Origin of the sequence: Candidatus Midichloria mitochondrii IricVA (assembly GCF_000219355.1) — a bacterium.
GTDB lineage: Bacteria > Pseudomonadota > Alphaproteobacteria > Rickettsiales > Midichloriaceae > Midichloria > Midichloria mitochondrii.
In genome coordinates, this window is sequence record NC_015722.1 from 933,052 (window position 1) to 951,351 (window position 18,300).

An 18,300-nucleotide genomic window follows, 5' to 3' on the forward strand; every position below is an offset into this window, starting at 1 on the left:
CAAATAGCAAAATTAACAAGGAAAGAATATTTTTAACATGATAAAAAAATAAACAAGCGAGAAAATCCCCGCAATTGCAGAGATAATCGTTACTAAGACTAATGATGAAACCAACACCTTCTTTAATGTCGAACAATGGACATAATCCGTAACTATTTCTTTAATGCCTAAAAGGCCATGGTAAAGAGCAGCAATTACAAATAAAATTGCAGTTATCATATTAAAAGGAGATAACAACCGCTCGCCAAGCTCTGCTAAAGAGTCTGCTTTAGAAATCTTAAATACCACTACAATAAACCACACAGCAATAGGTATCAACACAATTGCAGTTAAACGTTGAGTTATATAATGATTTACTGCTGATTTTGAAGATAAATTAGACATACGAATCCCAATAAATTAAACTAAGACAATAGTGAAACCCAAACCAAAGCCCACATCACGAGAGAAGTGATAACCGCGGACCATCCAGATAAATAGACTTGTTTCATTTTAAAGCCCAAACCTGCATCCCATATTAAATGCCGCACTCCAGCCAACATGTGGTAAAATAAACTATAACTCCAAATAATTAAGATAGATTTTCCAAAGGTATGCTTAAAAATAGAGAAAATCATATCTTCTCTTATTTCCACTATAAAACTTGTGATGCAAAGGATTTCGGAAGCGCTATAGCCATAATTATGAATGCAGTAAATAAGCCACCATAATAATATTAAGAAGCCTATAAAAAGAAACAACCCGCTTACCCTATGCAGTATAGAAAGCGCTGAAGTAATTTGCATTCTATATACTGTAAGATGTGGTGATAAAGGCCTTTTGTTACTCATAGTAAAATTCTACATTATAAACCGAAAATAATATCCTGTTATGGTACTACTTTTAATTGTGGTTGCAAGAAAAATCACACACCCTGCGTTGGAAAAAGAAGCCCAAGGTCGTCTCATTTTATCTTAACATATCGTCCTGGAGCTTTTTCTATAATACTTTTCTTATCTATTTGCCGGAGTGGTATTTTTTCATTATTTAGAGCAGAGGCCCAATTCAACCAATGAGGCCACCAAGATCCAGCTATTTCTTTGGAAGTTCTGAACCACTCCTCAGGATCTAGGTACTGACTTTCGTTTATTCGATAAGAATATTTACTTTTATTCGGAGGGTTGATTATCCCAGCGACATGCCCTGAGCCTCCTAATACAAAACAGTTTTTACCATATTGGATGTTAAATAAACTGATTGCCAAGGCGCTATAGTGATCTTCTTTTGCAGCCAATACATAAGTTGGAATATCAATTTTTGACAGATCTATTCCGACGCCATTAATTACGATACTTCCTGCCTTACTTAAAGAGTTTTCTAGGTAAAGCTTGCGTAAGTAATAGGAATGCATAGAATAGGGCATTCTTGTCGAGTCTGAGTTCCAGTGCAATATATCAAATGCTTGGGGTTTTTTGCCTAGTAGATAATTACTTGTATAATAGCTCCAAATCATATCACTAGACCTTAGTATACTAAAACAAAGCGCCATATAGTAGCCATCTAGATAGCCAGCATTTCTCATTATGCTGTCAAGTAGCTCTAATTGTTGCTCATCAATAAAAGTAGCTACATCCCCTGCTTCTTTAAAATCAACTAGAGTAGTCAAAAATGTGGCAGAATTAACATAATTGTGCAGTTTATCTTGGGCAGCTAAATAAGCGAGAGTTACTGCTAGCATCGTGCCTCCTGAGCAATATCCCATACAGCTTAGGCTCTCTGCTTTATTTATCTCTTTTGCTTTTTCAATTGCGGTCAGAACTCCTGTTATCATGTAATCCTCAAAAGATTTATTAGAAAATGTAGCATCTGGGTTAATCCACGAGATCATAAAGACAGTATAGCCTTGATCAACTATCCATTTTACCAAGGAATTATGCGGCTGTAAGTCTAATATGTAATATTTGTTTATCCACGCAGGCATAATAAGAATAGGGCTTTTAAACACCTCTTTTGTGCTTGGCTTGTATTAACTGGAACAATTCATTCTCAAAAACTACTTGACCTGGAGTGATTGCGAGAGTTTCTCCAACCGAGAAACCATCTAAATCTGTGGTTGGTATCAGAAACTTTCCAGTTTCACAGCCTCTTTTGATATCTTCTAGGAAATTTTCCGCTCCATTAATAAGGTTTTGACCATGGCTATTCATAGTTTCTCTTATAACTTCAGGATTTAAAAATGGAAAATTTACCGGGGCTAAGGCATCTACTAACTGTTTAGTATAAAACAATAATTTATGCTTATTTTTTAAATTAATCTACAGGTATTGCTTCCACGAAATTTTTCATCACTTCGCTACTTTGTAAGTAGTAATCCTTTATCGATGAAAAAATGGATGAGTTAACCATTCACTATCTTTAAATCTTTTATCTTTTACGTTAGAGGCATTAAAATAATTTATAAACATAGGATTTGATAGTGACGACCAAGTGCCCAGTTGTTGTATGTAGGCCACTAATTTTTCTGGCTTCATAGAATCCACTATCGTCTGACCAAAAACTTTTATCAAAGTAATTGGATCAAAAGTAGGTTTAATTTTTAATTCTTCGATCATTTTGGAAGAAAGAGAAGGTAGCAGTGCAAAGCTTTCTGAATATTTTTGATGAGCTAAACGAATATTTTCGGAAAGTAACTCCCAATCATATGGCAAATTATTGAGTAACTGCATGACTTAACCTACTTATAAATATTGTATTTGGTCCAGAGTAACGGCGAGTTTTTTATTGGTCAATAACAATAAAAGTATTATTAATTTTTTTAAAAAAGTGAAAACAAGAAATTCACTGAAGCCGTCACCAAAATCCCTATACATCAGGGCGTTACACATTTCCCACTGTAATAATAATATCTCTCCATAAATACAAGAAGTATTTCTGTGCTCTATGAGCTGAAGCAAGACAGAAAAAGTGGCATTCTTTAGTAAGAACCCCCATTGAAGAATTATGTTTTGTGATAAATATAGATAAGTCAGCTGATCTGCTAAGGTCACTCATATAGGCAATGCCTAGTAATTATAGACAGCAATAAGAGGGTGTTGATATCTTCGCAGTAAAACGGGAGTAGGAAATGACAATCAAGTGTAAATATTGCGGCTCCAGCGAGCAGGTGAAGAATGGCGTGGTATAGGGACAGCAAGAGGTAATAGGGTGCAAGAATTGCAAAAAGAATTACCGAGAAGGTGATAAGCGGCAGAATACACTATGAATGATAGACTTAAAACCTAACCTTGAGGACTGCGGGATTAGGATGATAGAGAGACTGACTGGAATCCATAACAGCCAAATATCTTCATGGATCGAAGGACGGGGGGACGCTATGTGCAAGAAAAGTTAGATAAGAGCTTGCAACAGCACAAAGTCACTTAAGGATATCGAGGTCCTAGAGATTGAGGAGCTGTGCACATATATAAAAAAAGACCAAAGAATGGAAGTGGGAGTACACCTTTATATGGATTGCTGTTGATAGAGGAGCGGGTGAAATTATTGATTTTGAAGTAGGTGACGGAAGCAAGGCAACCCACCTGAACCTGGCATTTAGGCTTTGAGGAACGTTATAAATGAGCATGTACAGATGATTACAGCGTTTATGAATACTATAAAATCTCCACGCACCATCACAAAACAAAAGCTGAGACCTCATTTGTAGAATCAAAGAATTCTTTAAGAGGCATTATCCAGCTAGTTTTAATCGGAGAACAGAGCGCTATAGCAAATTCCTGAGGATGCTTTGCGCTACTCTTACCCTCTTCTTCCATAGGCATTTGCTGGATTTGAAACTTCTATCTATAAATATTAGGCAATGCCGATTAAGTGCCGCATTAACTATTTACTTTGCTACTGTTTTTTGGTGGCATACATATGTGTTCAATCGTTAAGGAGGTTATTATGCCTATTAAATCTGGGAAGCCAGCAAAAAGACAGTAAGTGGTAACATAGCCAAGATTAGGAAGGAAGGATATCCGCAGAAGCAAGCTGTTGTTATCGCCTTGAATAAAGCAGGCAGATCTAACAAATCTTCTGAATCAAGGAGCAAGAAGTAAGTAATTCTTCGCATCTTGTTGCTAGATTTGTCTTATAGCTACATAAAGCAATTAAGGGGTTAGTTTGCGTATATAGCATAGGCAGGGCTGGTGCCAAAATACTGAGGTTGTCGATACTAAGCTGTAGGCCGATTGGGAGTTTCGCTCGGGTACTGTGCTAACGGAGCTTTCAGTTTAATAAGAAGCTTTAAGAGATCTTACCCTTCACAGTGGATTTGATTTATATGAGGGTTAGCCTTATTGACCGCGCCTTGACCTTGGGAGAATAATTGGACTTTTCGGTACAATTATAGTACATAAAGAGACCTAGTGAGTGCTAATGCTTTCCTAAAGATTGAATGGAACAGAAAATCTACAATCATAAAAAAATAGAACAAAAATGGCAAAAAATATGGTCAGAAAAAAAGGTTTTTGAAGCTCAAGTAGATCGATCAAAGCCTAAAAAATATATCTTAGAAATGCTTCCTTACCCATCTGGACGGATTCATATGGGGCATTTGAGGAATTACACTATAGGAGATGTAATAGCTAGAATCCAAAAATCCTTAGGTTTTAATGTGTTACACCAATTAGGCTGGGATGCGTTTGGCTTACCTGCTGAGAATGCAGCAATGCAAAATAAGGTGGCGCCGAAGCAGTGGACCATGGAGAATATTGCTAGCATGAAAAATCAACTACTTCCAATGGGTTTTTCTTATGATTGGAATAGGGAAATAGCAACTTGCTCCCCAGACTACTATAAACATGAACAAAAATTCTTTATTGATTTTTACAATCAAGGCTTTGCTTATCAAAAAGAAGGAATCGTTAATTGGGATCCAATTGATCAAACTGTCTTAGCTAATGAACAAGTCATTGACGGGCGGGGGTGGCGATCTGGAGCTGTTGTTAAACGTAAAAAACTAAAACAATGGTTTTTGAAGATTACTGATTTTGCTGAAGACTTATTGTCTGGTTTAGAACAACTAAAAGGCTGGCCAGAAAAAGTTAGATTAATGCAAACAAATTGGATTAATAAATCTGAAGGAGCTGAAGTTGATTTCAAAACAGATACCGGAAGTAAAATTAGAATATTCACAACCAGACCAGAAACCCTCTTCGGAGCTACGTTTATCGGGGTAGCTTTTGATCATCCTTTGATTGAAAATATGGATGAAACTCCAGAGTTGTCATTATTTTTGGAGGAATGTAAAAAGATTAGTGCCCCCGAAGACGCTCTTGAGAAAGCTGAAAAATTAGGCCTAGATACCGGAATAAAAGCGATTCATCCTTTTGATGCTGCTATTAAATTACCAATTTTTATAACAAACTTCGTATTATCTGACTACGGCACAGGCGCAATTTTTGGATGTCCAGCTCACGACTCAAGAGATCATGAGTTTGCAGTTAAATATAATTTACCAATCAGGCAAGTAGTAAAACCTTTAGAAGACATTGAAGTAGATATAATGCAAGCTCCTTTTGTAGATGACGGCACTATGTTGAACTCAGACTTCTTAAATGATCTGTCCATTGCTGAAGCAAAAAAAGTCATCATAAAATCCCTTGAAAACAATAAAATAGGAGTAGGAAAAACAACCTATAGACTGAAAGATTGGGGGATATCAAGACAACGTTATTGGGGCTGCCCTATCCCTATAATTTATTGTAATAATTGCGGCACCCTCCCAGTCCCAGAAAAAGATCTACCAGTGGTGCTGCCTGAAGACGTTCAATTTGATAAACCTGGCAATCCTCTTGATCATCATCCAACCTGGAAATTTGTAGCCTGCCCACAATGCGGAAAAGATGCCTTGAGAGAAACAGATACATTCGATACATTTTTCGAATCTTCTTGGTATTTTTTACGGTATTGCTCTCCCAACTCTTCATCTCCTTTTGAAAAGGACGAGATCGATTACTGGGGACCAGTGGATCAGTATATAGGTGGAATAGAACATGCCGTAATGCATTTATTATATGCTCGTTTCTTCACTCGCGCCTTAAAGAAGCTTGGTTACCTAAATATAGACGAACCATTTACTAACCTGTTAACCCAAGGAATGATCAATCACGAGACTTATAAGGACCAGAACAACAATTGGTTATACCCAGAAGAAGTCTTAAAAACTCAAGCAGGTACTATAGAAAGAGCAAACGGTGCTCCTGTGACCGTTGGGCGTATTGAAAAAATGAGTAAGTCTAAAAAAAATGTTGTTGAGCCAGACCGGATTTTAGATAAATATGGCGCTGATACAATACGGTTATTCGTACTTTCTGACTCCCCCCCTGAAAAAGATTTGGAATGGACCGAAGCAGGAGTGGAAGGATGTAATAAATATTTACAGAGGGTAGCTAAGCTTGTTTTCGATACCTTGGATGAAAATAAAAATGGTAAAGACGATGAAGGAGTTTTAAGTTTAATACACAAAACAATTCAATCTGTTAGCACTGATTTCGAAAATTTTCACTTTAACAAAGCTATTGCTCGCTTGAGAGAGCTTACAAATGCTCTCTATAGTAGCGATATATCTTCTACTATAAAAAAAGAAGGAGTGAAAATTTTAACTAGACTTTTAAATCCAATTGCGCCACATTTAACTGAGGAACTATGGTCTACTTTGGGTTGTGGTACTATGCTTGCTCCTTATCCTTGGCCAGCGCCAGATTTAAGCCTGATTAAGGAAGATACAGTGACTATTGCAATACAGACTAATGGTAAGCTTCGTTCAACAATTGAAGTGCCAAAAGATACTACCCAAAAAGAGGTGGAGAGGCTTTCGTTAGAGCTGCAAAATATAAGAAATTTTTTAAATGATAAAAATATAAAAAAAGTGATATACATCCCAAATAAAATCATCAATATAGTTTATATATAGCTTATTACGCTTAGGTGGTACTAAACGATGCAAAGAATTAAATTTTTAGCTTTTTCTTCTCTTTTTTTAAGCTGCTTGGAGTTGCACGCTGCATCTCCTGTTGATATAACCAAGGCCCAGATTTCAGAAGGAGCAATGGCCGCCAGACTTGATTCCATAGAAAAGGGGCTCAACGTATTACAAAAATATGTTTACAATTTAAGTTCCTCTCAATTGGCTGGCTCTCAGGGCTCTGGAAACGTTGAAAATCATATAAATGTTGACGAAATTGGCGAACAATTTAAATCTATAAGATCTGATCTAGAAAATATTAAGCAAGAGATTAATCAAATTAATGATAGAATGTTGAAAATCACCTCTGATGTTGAGCACAGGCTTGCAGATTTAGAGGGCCCTATCAAAGAAAAGAGAGAAAATGCTCAAATTATAGACAGGGTTGAGTCGCAACTAAACGAAATAGAAAATAGGCCAGATCCAAGTACTCAAGTAAATGTTGATAAAGGATTAACTACTCCTGAGGAGCAATTTAGAAATGCTTATTATTTGCTAAGAGAAAAAAATTTTGATGGAGCTGGGGACGCTTTTGAAAAATTTATCAAAAATAACCCCAATAATACTTTAATAGGGTCAGCGCATTACTGGATTGGAGAGGTTTATACTAATAAGCAAGAATATGATAAAGCAGCTGTTGAATACTTAAAAGGCTACCAAGTCGGAGCAACTAGCGGCAGGGCTCCTGATAACTTATTGAAATTAGCGGAATCTTTATTTAAGCTTGGGAAGCGTCAAGAATGCTGTGTAACGATTGCAAAATTGAATAAAGAATTCCCTAATATATCAATTTCAATAAAAAGAAGTGCGAACCAACTGGCAAAAGATGCGGTATGCAATTAGCGCAAAGATGGTCCTTGACAAATCATGGTCCTATAGCTCGTCTGTATGCCCCTTTAGCCAAATACCAATAATTTTATATTTTTAGCGCCTAATGATTATCAAAAGAAGAGTGGGTTATACACTTTGGGCGGCCGGCCGAGCTAAAAGAAACACTTCAATGAATGCCGCCTTTTAAAAAAATCGTTTCGTTTACGGTACCTACTAATGTCATTGCTGTAATGGGAAGGAGCGGTTCAAGGCGAGACTTAAATGGAGATTTTGCCCCCCAAAAATCTAGTTCTAATTATCGACCTTCACATTGTATCAGACTAACCGCAGAAGGGTTTTTAAAATATAGCTAAAGCAAGAAAAGTATCTCACGCCGTTTGCCCCTTGGCGAGCAAAGCTTACGAGACGGTCCATGTCAAAAACAAACCAGCTACGACAGTAAATCTAATCTAACTTGAGAGAGAATCCCACCGAGAATTCTTCGTGGATATGCGCAGTGTACCTCTAGTAAACGGAGAGTTAAAAAGCCTCCAACAAGATGTTAAGGGACGATCCGTTGCCAGGCTCGTTTACTTTTTTAATATGGCCCACCTTAGGTATGGTTACCCAATTTCGAATTAAAGAAGTGCATAGATAGCTACAGGGCGTCTTTCAAGCAAGAGAATTGGGAATTTTTTTCAGGTTTCTAAAATTTGATGTCCTCTTTGTGCGCCGCCCTGGCCGTGTATTACATTAAATCTTCTAAAAAGGTATCAGACTGGATTCGAAAAGATACATTTTGTTTTTGGTTAGCTATAATAGGAAACTTCGTCACTTCAATGATTATAGATTCTTCTAAAAACTTAGCTTTTAGCAGCTGCATTATTTCATAAGCAAAATGTTCTATGAGATTAAAATGCCTAGTAGTTGCAAATAATAGGATCTGCTCTATTAATTCTTTATAACATGTAGTATCGAGCAATCGATCGGATATACACCCTCTAGGGCGCTCTTCACTTTTAACTTTGATGTCTAATAAAACTTCTTGTTTGGCTACCCTCTCAAAATCAAGGGCTCCTATGCTTAAAAGCACAGGAAGCTTATTGATAGATAGAATATAAGACATTTATTGCGGTTGTTCTACAGCTATAGTATCAGTCTTAGGTTGATTATTTTCTTGTGTAGAAGATTCTAATTGAGTTACTGTTCCCGACTGTAAATCCATTACTTCATCGCTTTCCACTCCGCCACCAGGAGGATCTATTGCATTTTGGTCAGGAGTAGCTGGGTGCTCATAAGGAGTCTCGCTATCAGGAACAGTTGGTTCGGTGTCTGAGACAGTATTAGAAACTTCTGGTTCAGCAATTTGCGTCTCTAATTTTACCACCCACTTATTTTTTAATTCATCAATAGTACCATCTTGCTTTAGCTGAGATAATATATCGTTGATTTCTTTCTTAAGGGCTTCATCTTTTTTCTGCATTGCAATAGCAAAACCATAAGTGTTTCCAGTATCAATCGGCAAATACGCAAAATCTTGTGAAACCCTATTAAAGGCTATTGCTTGATCAAAATCAAGTAAAATTGCGTCAATTCTGCCTATTTTCAAATGCTCTATCAGCTGGATATTACTATCTTGAGAAAGGACCGTAATATCTGGAAACTCTTTTTGATCATCAAGGTAAGTTTCCATGGTAGAACCAGTTTGGGCCCCCACCACTTTACCTTTTAAATCTTTGGTATCCTTGATTAAATTTCTTTTAGCATCAAATAATAAGGCCATTTCGCTTTTGTGGTATATATCAGAAAAAGCTACTAAGTTTTGTCTTTCTTCTGTTGGTGAAATTCCAGAAATGATAAGATCAATATTTTTACTTTGTAGTGAGGCGACAAGGCTATAAAGAGGCATATCTTTAATAACAAGCTTTTTATTCATTTTCTCAGCAATTCTATTCGCTAGATCTACATCAAAGCCTACAACTGTGTTATCTTGTTGAAATTCAAACGGTGGATAATCCGGAGAGAGCCCTACTGTAATCGTGTGGTTATCTCCTTTTTCAAAGCATCCAGTAAGAACAAAAAATGATATAAAGGAAGCTAACAGTGTTTTTATTTTTTATTCATAAATAATAATTCTAAATGGAACATACACCCTAGAAATATAGCTGTATTTTGTAAAAATCAATACAAAAAATTTACATCATACATCACTAACGTGAAATTTCAACAGCTAATGTGGCTTCCTTCTGAATATGCTGGCCTTTGCTAGCATTACTCAACATGTTAAGAATAGCATTTCTTACCTCTCTTTCTTGGCACAGCTGAGCGCAATCATCAAATGAGAGGCCGGCATTATTTTTATTGTTTGTAAAATCCAGTGATATTTTACCATCTTGATGAGTAGTCAATATGATCTTAACTATATCTGCGTTACCTTCTAAGCACGCTTTGTGCAACAAGGTGTTCCCCTCTTTATCCCTTATATCTTTAAAGTGACATTTTTCTAATGCTGATTGAAAATTTTCTAAAAATTCTGTTGAATCTCGAAGAAGATGAAAGCCAACTCCGAGACCAAGATTCATTAGCCCTCCTATAAACTTATCAGCCATTTGATCCGTTTCCACTTGTTGGCGTAACTGCCCAAAAAAATCCCAGCCTCCAATTACATACGCTGTTTCATCGCACAATTCTTCTGCCGATCTTTGCAGGATCAAGATTTTTTCTTCTTCTTTAGTATTAATTGCTTCAACAAATTTATTTAAAGGCATGGTGCTTTTTAATTCTGCTGGTAGTAAAGATAATAAAGATTGGATATAACTTAAATCGCCAGCATAAATAGAATTGTGTAAATCATCCAAAAGCCGCTTGAGCTCAGCTATTACATCATTACCGTAGCCAGCTTCTTTTAATTGTTTCTTTCTTCCCTCAGGACTCAACTGAGGGTTCACCTTAGTTTCTATGAACCTATTTATTTCTCCTAATTTCTGAAAAAAAGGTTTACAGTACTCACTATCATAAAGCTTTTCTACTATCTTATTTATTAGATTATCTTTAAGAATTATTGAATTATCATCAGAAGAGTTTAGTTTACCAGTTTTAGGTTTTTCTTTAGTATTCTTCTTAGATAGAAGACCAACAGAAGAGGGACCAAATATCCTACTGTCTGATAACAACTTTACAAAAACCTCTATTCTATCATTTTTAAGTAGCCACAATAATAATTCTTCATCTTCACTTGAAGATCTTATACCTTGTTTTTCTGAGAGATACCCAATTATATGCTCAAATAGCTGACTATTACTACTATCCTTTGATAAAGTACTAGCAATGTCCTTTGTGGTATTAATTTGTATAACCATTATTGCCTTTTATAAAACATCATCTTATTCTTTTATCCTAACTAAAAATTTTATATTAATAAATAGGTTTTAAACTATGGGTTGTAAGATATCTATTATTGTTCCAGTCCATAACGAAGAGGAGGCAATAGAGCCGTTTATAGATAATATCCTGACTGTACTTAATAAGTTAACGGATAATTTTGAAATCATTTTTATTAACGATGGCAGTTCAGACCAAACCCTAAAAAAGATTATTACCCAGCGAGAAAGATTGCCTCAAATTAAAGCAATAGACCTCTCAAGGAACTTCGGCAAAGAAGCAGCTATAACTGCAGGCCTTGATTATGCTTCTGGTGAAGCGGTAGTTCCTATAGATGTGGATTTGCAAGATCCACCAACTCTGTTAGAAGGCATGGTGCAAAAATGGCAGGAAGGCTTTGATATTGTTTTTGCTAAGCGTGTTAAAAGAAATAAAGATTCCTTCTTCAAAAAGAAGACAGCAACAGCATTTTATTGGCTATGGAATAAAGTTGCCGACACTCAAATCCCAGTAAATGTGGGTGATTACCGACTATTAGATAAAAAAGTAGTTTTAGTACTACGTCAAATCCGAGAGAAGAATAGGTTTATGAAAGGCATTTTTGCCTGGGTTGGGTTTAAAAGTAGTGTTATTGAATTTGAAAGACCAGAACGTTTTTCAAGTACGACTTCATTCAATTTTATTAAGTTATATAAGCTTGCTTTAGATGGTATTTTAGCCTTCACCTCTGCTCCTCTTAAAATATGGATGTATATTGGCTTTATAATATCTATCAGCTCTTTTTTTACAATAATCTACTTAATTACCAGAACTGTTATACATGGAGTCGACGTGCCGGGTTATGCTTCTATTATGATTACGGTTCTATTTATGGGAGGAATAAATTTATTCAGTCTAGGAATAATGGGACAGTACTTAGCTAGAATTTATGATGAAGTCAAAAATAGACCAATTTATTTGATCAATAAAATATATGAGTCGCCACCGAAAAAAGAAATTAAGTAGAGCAGGATTAGTAATTGTAATTACTGGAGGAATCGCTTCTGGGAAGTCTTTTGTTTTAAAACACTTTGCTAATCTAGGGTTTGAGACTTTATCTTTAGATGAAATTGCAAATACTTTCCTAGATAGAAGTAGCCCGGTCTATGTAAAAATTACTCAAGCATTCCCAGAGTGCGTAAGTCAAGTAGATGGTTACTTAGATAAGAGGTCACTGTCAACATTAGTTTTTAGTAACATAGAGAAATTAAAGCTTCTAAATTCTCTTATCCATCCACTTATCAGAGCTCGCTATCAAAATATTATAGAAGATAGACAAAGATCTATAGTGATTGAGATTCCATTAATGATAGAAGCAATGGTAAGAGATAATTATGAATACGAAAATGATGCAATAATTTTGGTTAAATCCAGTTACGAAACTAGACTGAAAAGAATTATGCAGAGAAAAAATATGACTAAAGAGAGATTTGATGCTATAGTGGCTCTGCAACTTTCAGAGGTTGTTAGAGAGGAGTGCGCGGATTTTATCATTGAAAATGAAAATCCTTTGGCGGTTTTTAATCAAGTAGAGAAATTTTTGCATGGCAGATTTGAGAGAAATAGTTTTAGATACTGAAACAACAGGGCTCAGAGTAAAGCACGGACACCGAATAATTGAAATAGGATGTGTAGAATTAGTTAACAAAGTTAGAACTGGTAAAACTTTTCATACCTACTTGAATCCGCAAAGAAAAATAGACCCTACAGCATATGAAGTGCATGGCATTTCAGATGAACTTGTAGCTGACAAGCCCACATTCTCAAAGGTTGCAGAGCAATTTATGGAATTTATTGGCAATAGCAATTTGATTATCCATAATGCTGTATTTGATATGCAATTTATTAATCAAGAGTTAACTTTATCAGGTCGCTATACCTTACCTATGCATAGGGCTATAGATACACTTTTAATGGCGAGAAAAAAGTTCCCCGGTTCTCAAGCAAGCCTTGATGCCTTATGTAGACGTTTTAATATTAGCCTCCATGCCAGAGAAAAACACGGAGCTCTTGTCGATGCTGAATTATTGGCATTAGTTTATATAGAGATGAGCAGTGGAAGCCAAGGCCAAATTAGGCTAGATGCGAGCATTAATAGAGCGATAAATCTTAGAAATTATCCTTATCGGATTTTTGAAGCATCAGCTGACGAACTTAGAAGGCATGCATATATTATGAAGTTAATTAAAGAGCCGATTTGGATGAAAAGTGATTCAGCCTAGAAATCTCTGTTATTAAAAAATCATAACCTTGTAGAAAAATTGTTAGAGTTATGTCTTTTAAGCATCAGCATAAAGGTAATATTAATAACAAGTTTATAACTGGAATAGTACTAAATACAGCCTTCATTATTATCGAATTAGTTTATGGAGTTTTAGCTAATTCGCTAGCTCTTGTTGCAGACGCAATCCATAATGCAGCTGATGTTTTAAGTTTGTTTTTATCATGGTTTAGTTTTTTATTAGCAAGAAAAAAAGCCCCAGAAAAATTCACCTATGGTTACAAGAACCTAACTATTTTTGCGACCTTTATAAATGCTATTTTGTTATTTTTATCAGTAGGCGCCATGATTTGGGAATCGTTTGAGCGCCTTGGAAACCATGAAACGGTCAATTCAGGCATAGTCATTTTAGTCGCTTTTGGTGGCGTAATTATTAATGGTCTTTCTGCTTTTCTATTTTTTGACGAACGGAGATCTGACATTAATATAGAAGGAGCATTTTTACATTTATTGAGCGATATACTGGTGTCTGTAGGAGTTATCGTAGCAGGCTTCTTTATTTGGTGGCGATCTTGGTATTGGATAGATTCTGTAATGGGTTTATTAGCTGCAATAGTTATTATGATTAGCTCTTGGAAACTTTTTAAAGAATCACTAAATCTTATTTTAGGGGCTATTCCAGCAGCTATTGATTTAGAAAAACTAAAGATAATGATTTTGCAATCCAAAGGACTAGTCACTTTCCATGACTTGCATATATGGCCCATAAGCACTACTGAGACCGCTCTCTCAGTACATTTGGTTGTCTTGCCAGAATCTTTTAATGAAGAAGTGACTACAAAATTAGAAGAGAGTATTAAGAATAATTTCCCTATTCACCATGTCACCATGCAGTTAGAAAAAAGAGATAATAATGAATGCCCAACGGATTGTGCATTACACCAAGGATAGAGCACCTTATCCCTTGCTAAAACGCTTTTCAACGTACTCTATTAGTATCTGCTTAAATTCTTCGGCAATATTGTCACCCCTTAGAGTGTGAGTCTTTTGCCCATCAATAAATACAGGAGCAACCGGAGATTCTCCAGATCCTGGAAGACTTATTCCTATATCTGCATGCTTACTTTCTCCAGGGCCGTTGACTATACAACCCATAACCGCCACCTTAAGATCTTCAACTCCTTTATAATCAGTACGCCATTTTTGCATTGCTAATTGTAAAAAGTTTTGGATGTCATTAGCTAATTTTTGAAAATAGGTGCTGCTAGTTCTACCACAGCCAGGACATGCAGAAACTTGCGGATTAAAAGTTTTCACCCCTAAAGCCTGTAATACTTCACAACATAAAGTCACTTCTTGAGTCCGTGATTCATCAACGCGTGGGGTTAAAGAAGCCCTAATAGTATCACCAATTCCTTCTTGTAATAAAATAGCAAGAGCAGAAGAAATATTCACTACTCCCTTTAAGCCAATCCCCGCTTCCGTTAACCCAAGATGTAATGCATAATTTGATCTTGCGGCTAATTCTCTATAAACTGCTACTAACTCTTGAACTCGACTTACTTTTGCAGAAATCACTATCTGGCCAGCGGCCATCCCTATTTCTTCAGCTTTTTTAGCGCTTGTAAGGGATGATTGTATAATTGCTTCTTGCATTATTTCTTCTGCTGATCTCGGGTTTGATAATTTGGAATTATCATCCATTAACTTAGTAGCTAAATCTTGGTCTAAGCTTCCCCAATTAACTCCAATTCTTATGGGCTTACTATATTTAAGGGCATATTCTACCATCATTTCAAACTGCTTATCTCTTTTGGCGCCAAATCCCACATTTCCGGGGTTAATTCTATACTTATCAAGAGCAGCTGCACATTCTGGGAAATCTCTTAAAAGCTGATGACCATTATAGTGAAAACAGCCAACTAAAGGCACTTTTCTCTTGGCCTCGACTAGCTCTTTTACTCTGATAACAGCTTTGGCAGCTTCATTATTATTCACTGTAATCCTAACAACTTCCGAACCAGCTTCAGTAAGCTCCAGGACCTGAGCGGCAGTCGCTTTATGGTCTGCAGTTTCAGTATTTGTCATAGACTGAACTACAATTGGAGCCCCGCCTCCTATTTTAACTCCTGCAACATCAACTTGATGTGTCAAATGCCTGTTTTTCATCGAACCTCTAAAATCCTGCTATTCTTTAAGCGAGCATCTGAGATACAGCTTCCGCCGTACTCTTTAAATAGGCAAACTACTAATGTGATTAGTTGCAGTCCATTATAGGGTATCAGAGCTTTAAAAACAAAAATTTTTTAGATTTATTGTTGATATTTCTATACAAAAACTCTAGACTCCCGGCGCCTGACAATAAAGTCGGAGAGATGGCCGAGTGGTCGAAGGCGCTCCCCTGCTAAGGGAGTATGCGGCAAAACTGTATCGAGGGTTCGAATCCCTCTCTCTCCGCCAGGTTTCGTTAGAATAAATTTTCTCACGTTTTTTTGCTCTGGCGTCAGCACCTTCCAAAACCCCAGTATTTATAAGCTTTCCAGCGTTTCTGCGTCGCCCCATACCCCGTACCTCACTTTCTATAATTTTGCCATTTTACCCCCAAAATCTCTATTTTCATACCCTCCTTCCCCGATACATGCAGCACTCGGGTCGAAGGTATGTATACCATCAAAGCCTTGATTTACCTGGGTTTTCGGGGCTGAGTATTTTTTTAACCTGCATTTTTTACAGAACAAAAACTAAAGTGATGAATGGTATTCGAAATAGAGAAAACAAGGTAAGTCAAGAGGTAGAAAGCAGATTAAACTATCTTCCAAGAAGGAATATGTTATATGTGTAGATGTTATGCGTAGCTAAAACTATTTAACAGGAACCACAACTATTTATGATTTTGAGAGCACCAAATGACGCTAACAAAACCCTGATCTCACAGACGAAGAAATCATTGCATGCTTACACGATGCCTGTGGATTAGATGTGAGAGCAATCTCCTTTTTTCCTCTGGGTGCTGATTTCAATGCATCCGTCTGTCGCATTATAACAAGTAGCGGAGCAGACTATTTCCTCAAACTAAGGAGTGGCGAATTTTTGGAGGCTTCAGTGTTGATTCCAAGGTACTTGGCTGATTCAGGACTCAAACCAGTGCTCCCACCAATCGCAACCGGGACAGAACAACTTTGGACAAGCTTGGCATCTTTTATGGCAATTCTCTATTCTTATATGGATGGACGTAATGCTGTGGATGCGCCTTTTTGTCTCAGGGCAGCGGTGGATTGAGTTTGGTGATGCCGTGAAGAGGCTCCACAGCGCTGATATTCTTTCAACAATAACAAGGCGGTATACCACACAGGAAAACTTTCTCTCCTAAATGGCACCAAGCTGTCAAAGCATTCCTTGAGCACATCGAAAATGATGTTTTTGAAGAGCCTATTATTGTAAAAACGTCAGAGTTCCTAAAATCCAAAAGCACAGAAGTTTGTTGAATATGCTGAAAAGCTTGCGCTCACGATCCAAAAACAACCACCTGAGTATGTGTTATGTCATGCAGATTATGGGCAAACAGAGATAAATCAGGACGCCATTTGCTACTACCGCTTAGAGCCACATCATCCAAGATATCTACTGTGAACACTTCTTTCTATCTGATGAAGACGCTGATGATCGGATGCAGTCATTTGAGTATCTGCGATCTAATTTCCGCACCAATGGCACGATAGAATCCACATCACCACACTATTCAAATTATTAAACACTCCAGAAGCAGCTTTTCGAGAAGTAGCCTATGCTCTTTGCTCATTATAACCTCAGTTTGACGTGAGGAGTAGGGCCGCGAGCCCGTTTTTCCATGAGATATATTGGGTTTGAAGACATAAGCCAAGAGCCCTGAGAAAGAGGTCTGCCAAGAAATTGTTTGGCAAGCGATGCCGTGTTGTGCTGGATTTGGCAAATCTCTTTCAATTCTCCGATGGCTGTTTCAATCAATCCACGCCCTGCAAGAAGCAGTTGTTTAAAAGCCGCAAGCTGGTTTTGTTTTTCATGTTTTTCTTAAGCCGTGTGATGAGCTCAATACCTTGATTGCTCAGTGTTTTTGTTAACCCCAGTTTGAGATAAGTTTTAAAGAAGCTGTATAACCATTAGGTTTTTCTCAATTTCACGATAAATAAGAAAAGTGGTTCCCCTAGTAGAAATATTTTGTTTGATTGATGATTTTGTCATAACTTACGTATTAGCCGTAATAAGGTCCTTAAAGGCGTCGCTCAGCGTGGGAAAACGTCGACCCGGATGGTTCTTTGGCCTCAATGATCAAGGAGAGATTATGTCATTCACACTGACTTCGGGTAATACAGATGATCGAGCCGTTGTCGAGAAACTGACTCAATATTTGACAGGCCTTCTATTCGGAGATCGGTGGTATATAAGCAAAAACACTGAGCAATCAAGGTATTGAGCTCATCACACGGCTTAAGAAAAACAAAACCCGCTTGCGGCTTTTAAACAACTGCTTCTTGCAGGGCGTGGATTGATTGAAACAGCCATCGGACAATTGAAAGAGATTTGCCAAATCCAGCGCCACGGCATCGCTCGCCAAACAATTTCTTGGCAGACCTCTTTCTCAGGGCTCTTGGCTTATGTCTTCAAACCCAATATATCTCATGGAAAAATAGGCTCACGGGCATACTCCTTAATGTCAAACTGAGGTTATTTATCGTGAAATTGAGAAAAATTTAATGGTTACACAGCTTCTTTAAAACCATATCAGATAATTTCTTTAAAACTTACCTCAAACTGGGGTTAAGAGATGATCCGTTGCAAGGTTCGTTTGCTTTTTATACCATATCCCATTTTTAACTTATCCAAACGC

Annotated in this window: 20 protein-coding genes, 1 tRNA gene and 1 pseudogene; 11 read left to right on the forward strand and 11 right to left on the reverse strand. The window is 37.0% G+C overall.

Features of this window, described 5'->3' with window-relative positions:
* Positions 1-12: 12 nt before the first annotated feature.
* From sdhD to MIDI_RS06420, 5 genes and pseudogenes are all read right to left on the reverse strand, one after another.
* Positions 13-384 (reverse strand): succinate dehydrogenase, hydrophobic membrane anchor protein, encoded by a 372-nt coding sequence (gene sdhD, locus MIDI_RS04880; protein WP_013951473.1) that lies wholly within the window; start codon positions 382-384, stop codon positions 13-15.
* A 20-nt stretch (positions 385-404) separates the two neighbouring features.
* A complete protein-coding gene (gene sdhC / locus MIDI_RS04885) occupies positions 405-830 on the reverse strand; it encodes a succinate dehydrogenase, cytochrome b556 subunit (RefSeq protein ID WP_041185520.1) in 426 nt (141 codons plus the stop codon).
* Positions 831-943: 113 nt separating this feature from the next.
* Entirely contained in the window at positions 944-1,960 is a 1,017-nt protein-coding gene (locus MIDI_RS04890) for a PHA/PHB synthase family protein (protein WP_013951475.1), read from the reverse strand.
* Positions 1,952-2,267 (reverse strand): annotated as a pseudogene (locus MIDI_RS10010) (hypothetical protein); the annotation flags it as partial. The pseudogene MIDI_RS10010 and the gene MIDI_RS04890, both read right to left, overlap by 9 nt.
* 87 nt (positions 2,268-2,354) lie before the next feature.
* Positions 2,355-2,705 carry a hypothetical protein gene (locus tag MIDI_RS06420; protein ID WP_052567721.1) on the reverse strand — a complete coding sequence of 117 codons (351 nt, stop codon included), beginning with the start codon at positions 2,703-2,705 and terminating at the stop codon, positions 2,355-2,357.
* A gap of 536 nt (positions 2,706-3,241) precedes the next feature.
* On the opposite strand from MIDI_RS06420, the gene MIDI_RS09845 reads away from it, so the two are divergent.
* A complete protein-coding gene (locus MIDI_RS09845; protein ID WP_272940948.1) occupies positions 3,242-3,370 on the forward strand; it encodes a hypothetical protein in 129 nt (42 codons plus the stop codon).
* A gap of 280 nt (positions 3,371-3,650) precedes the next feature.
* On the opposite strand, the gene MIDI_RS08950 is transcribed toward MIDI_RS09845, so the two are convergent.
* Positions 3,651-3,791, reverse strand: coding sequence for a hypothetical protein (locus MIDI_RS08950; protein ID WP_192805741.1), 141 nt, complete (start codon positions 3,789-3,791; stop codon positions 3,651-3,653).
* 623 nt (positions 3,792-4,414) lie between these two features.
* Here MIDI_RS08950 and leuS point away from each other — a divergent pair.
* From leuS to MIDI_RS09440, 3 genes are all read left to right on the forward strand, one after another.
* Positions 4,415-6,934, forward strand: coding sequence for a leucine--tRNA ligase (gene leuS / locus MIDI_RS04905; RefSeq protein ID WP_013951476.1), 2,520 nt, complete (start codon positions 4,415-4,417; stop codon positions 6,932-6,934).
* Positions 6,935-6,961: 27 nt separating this feature from the next.
* Positions 6,962-7,828 carry a tol-pal system protein YbgF gene (gene ybgF / locus MIDI_RS06425; protein ID WP_013951477.1) on the forward strand — a complete coding sequence of 289 codons (867 nt, stop codon included), beginning with the start codon at positions 6,962-6,964 and terminating at the stop codon, positions 7,826-7,828.
* A gap of 161 nt (positions 7,829-7,989) precedes the next feature.
* Entirely contained in the window at positions 7,990-8,169 is a 180-nt protein-coding gene (locus MIDI_RS09440) for a hypothetical protein (RefSeq protein ID WP_013951478.1), read from the forward strand.
* Between the two features lie 374 nt (positions 8,170-8,543).
* Here the strand turns inward: MIDI_RS09440 and MIDI_RS04915 are convergent, their stop codons facing one another.
* The 3 genes from MIDI_RS04915 to MIDI_RS04925 form a co-directional block, all read right to left on the reverse strand.
* Positions 8,544-8,921 carry a dihydroneopterin aldolase gene (locus tag MIDI_RS04915; protein ID WP_013951479.1) on the reverse strand — a complete coding sequence of 126 codons (378 nt, stop codon included), beginning with the start codon at positions 8,919-8,921 and terminating at the stop codon, positions 8,544-8,546.
* A complete protein-coding gene (locus tag MIDI_RS04920) occupies positions 8,922-9,908 on the reverse strand; it encodes a transporter substrate-binding domain-containing protein (protein WP_083809654.1) in 987 nt (328 codons plus the stop codon).
* Positions 9,909-10,005: 97 nt separating this feature from the next.
* The gene (locus MIDI_RS04925; RefSeq protein WP_013951481.1) at positions 10,006-11,154 is read right to left on the reverse strand and encodes an ankyrin repeat domain-containing protein; all 1,149 of its coding nucleotides are present in this window, start codon (positions 11,152-11,154) and stop codon (positions 10,006-10,008) included.
* Between the two features lie 76 nt (positions 11,155-11,230).
* Between MIDI_RS04925 and MIDI_RS04930 the strand changes: the two genes are divergently transcribed.
* Genes MIDI_RS04930 through MIDI_RS04945 form a run of 4 tightly spaced genes read left to right on the forward strand, consistent with a single transcriptional unit; the run spans position 11,231 to position 14,387 of the window.
* Positions 11,231-12,181: a glycosyltransferase family 2 protein gene (locus tag MIDI_RS04930; protein WP_013951482.1), complete on the forward strand. Its 951-nt coding sequence runs from the start codon at positions 11,231-11,233 to the stop codon at positions 12,179-12,181.
* Positions 12,150-12,794: a dephospho-CoA kinase gene (gene coaE / locus MIDI_RS04935; RefSeq protein ID WP_013951483.1), complete on the forward strand. Its 645-nt coding sequence runs from the start codon at positions 12,150-12,152 to the stop codon at positions 12,792-12,794. Before MIDI_RS04930 ends, coaE begins: the two co-directional genes overlap by 32 nt.
* Positions 12,760-13,437, forward strand: a complete 678-nt coding sequence (gene dnaQ / locus MIDI_RS04940) for a DNA polymerase III subunit epsilon (RefSeq protein WP_013951484.1) — start codon at positions 12,760-12,762, stop codon at positions 13,435-13,437. Before coaE ends, dnaQ begins: the two co-directional genes overlap by 35 nt.
* A 50-nt stretch (positions 13,438-13,487) precedes the next feature.
* A complete protein-coding gene (locus MIDI_RS04945) occupies positions 13,488-14,387 on the forward strand; it encodes a cation diffusion facilitator family transporter (protein WP_013951485.1) in 900 nt (299 codons plus the stop codon).
* A gap of 6 nt (positions 14,388-14,393) precedes the next feature.
* Here the strand turns inward: MIDI_RS04945 and ispG are convergent, their stop codons facing one another.
* Positions 14,394-15,605: a flavodoxin-dependent (E)-4-hydroxy-3-methylbut-2-enyl-diphosphate synthase gene (gene ispG, locus MIDI_RS04950; protein WP_013951486.1), complete on the reverse strand. Its 1,212-nt coding sequence runs from the start codon at positions 15,603-15,605 to the stop codon at positions 14,394-14,396.
* Positions 15,606-15,805: 200 nt separating this feature from the next.
* On the opposite strand from ispG, the gene MIDI_RS04955 reads away from it, so the two are divergent.
* Positions 15,806-15,896, forward strand: a tRNA-Ser gene (locus MIDI_RS04955).
* A 1,338-nt stretch (positions 15,897-17,234) separates the two neighbouring features.
* On the opposite strand, the gene MIDI_RS08955 is transcribed toward MIDI_RS04955, so the two are convergent.
* Positions 17,235-17,420 carry a hypothetical protein gene (locus MIDI_RS08955; protein WP_192805742.1) on the reverse strand — a complete coding sequence of 62 codons (186 nt, stop codon included), beginning with the start codon at positions 17,418-17,420 and terminating at the stop codon, positions 17,235-17,237.
* 214 nt (positions 17,421-17,634) lie between these two features.
* Here MIDI_RS08955 and MIDI_RS04965 point away from each other — a divergent pair, with 214 nt between their 5' ends.
* Positions 17,635-17,886 (forward strand): transposase, encoded by a 252-nt coding sequence (locus tag MIDI_RS04965; protein ID WP_160162278.1) that lies wholly within the window; start codon positions 17,635-17,637, stop codon positions 17,884-17,886.
* Between the two features lie 72 nt (positions 17,887-17,958).
* Positions 17,959-18,135 carry a transposase gene (locus tag MIDI_RS07385; RefSeq protein ID WP_237697351.1) on the forward strand — a complete coding sequence of 59 codons (177 nt, stop codon included), beginning with the start codon at positions 17,959-17,961 and terminating at the stop codon, positions 18,133-18,135.
* The last annotated feature ends 165 nt before the right edge of the window (positions 18,136-18,300 follow it).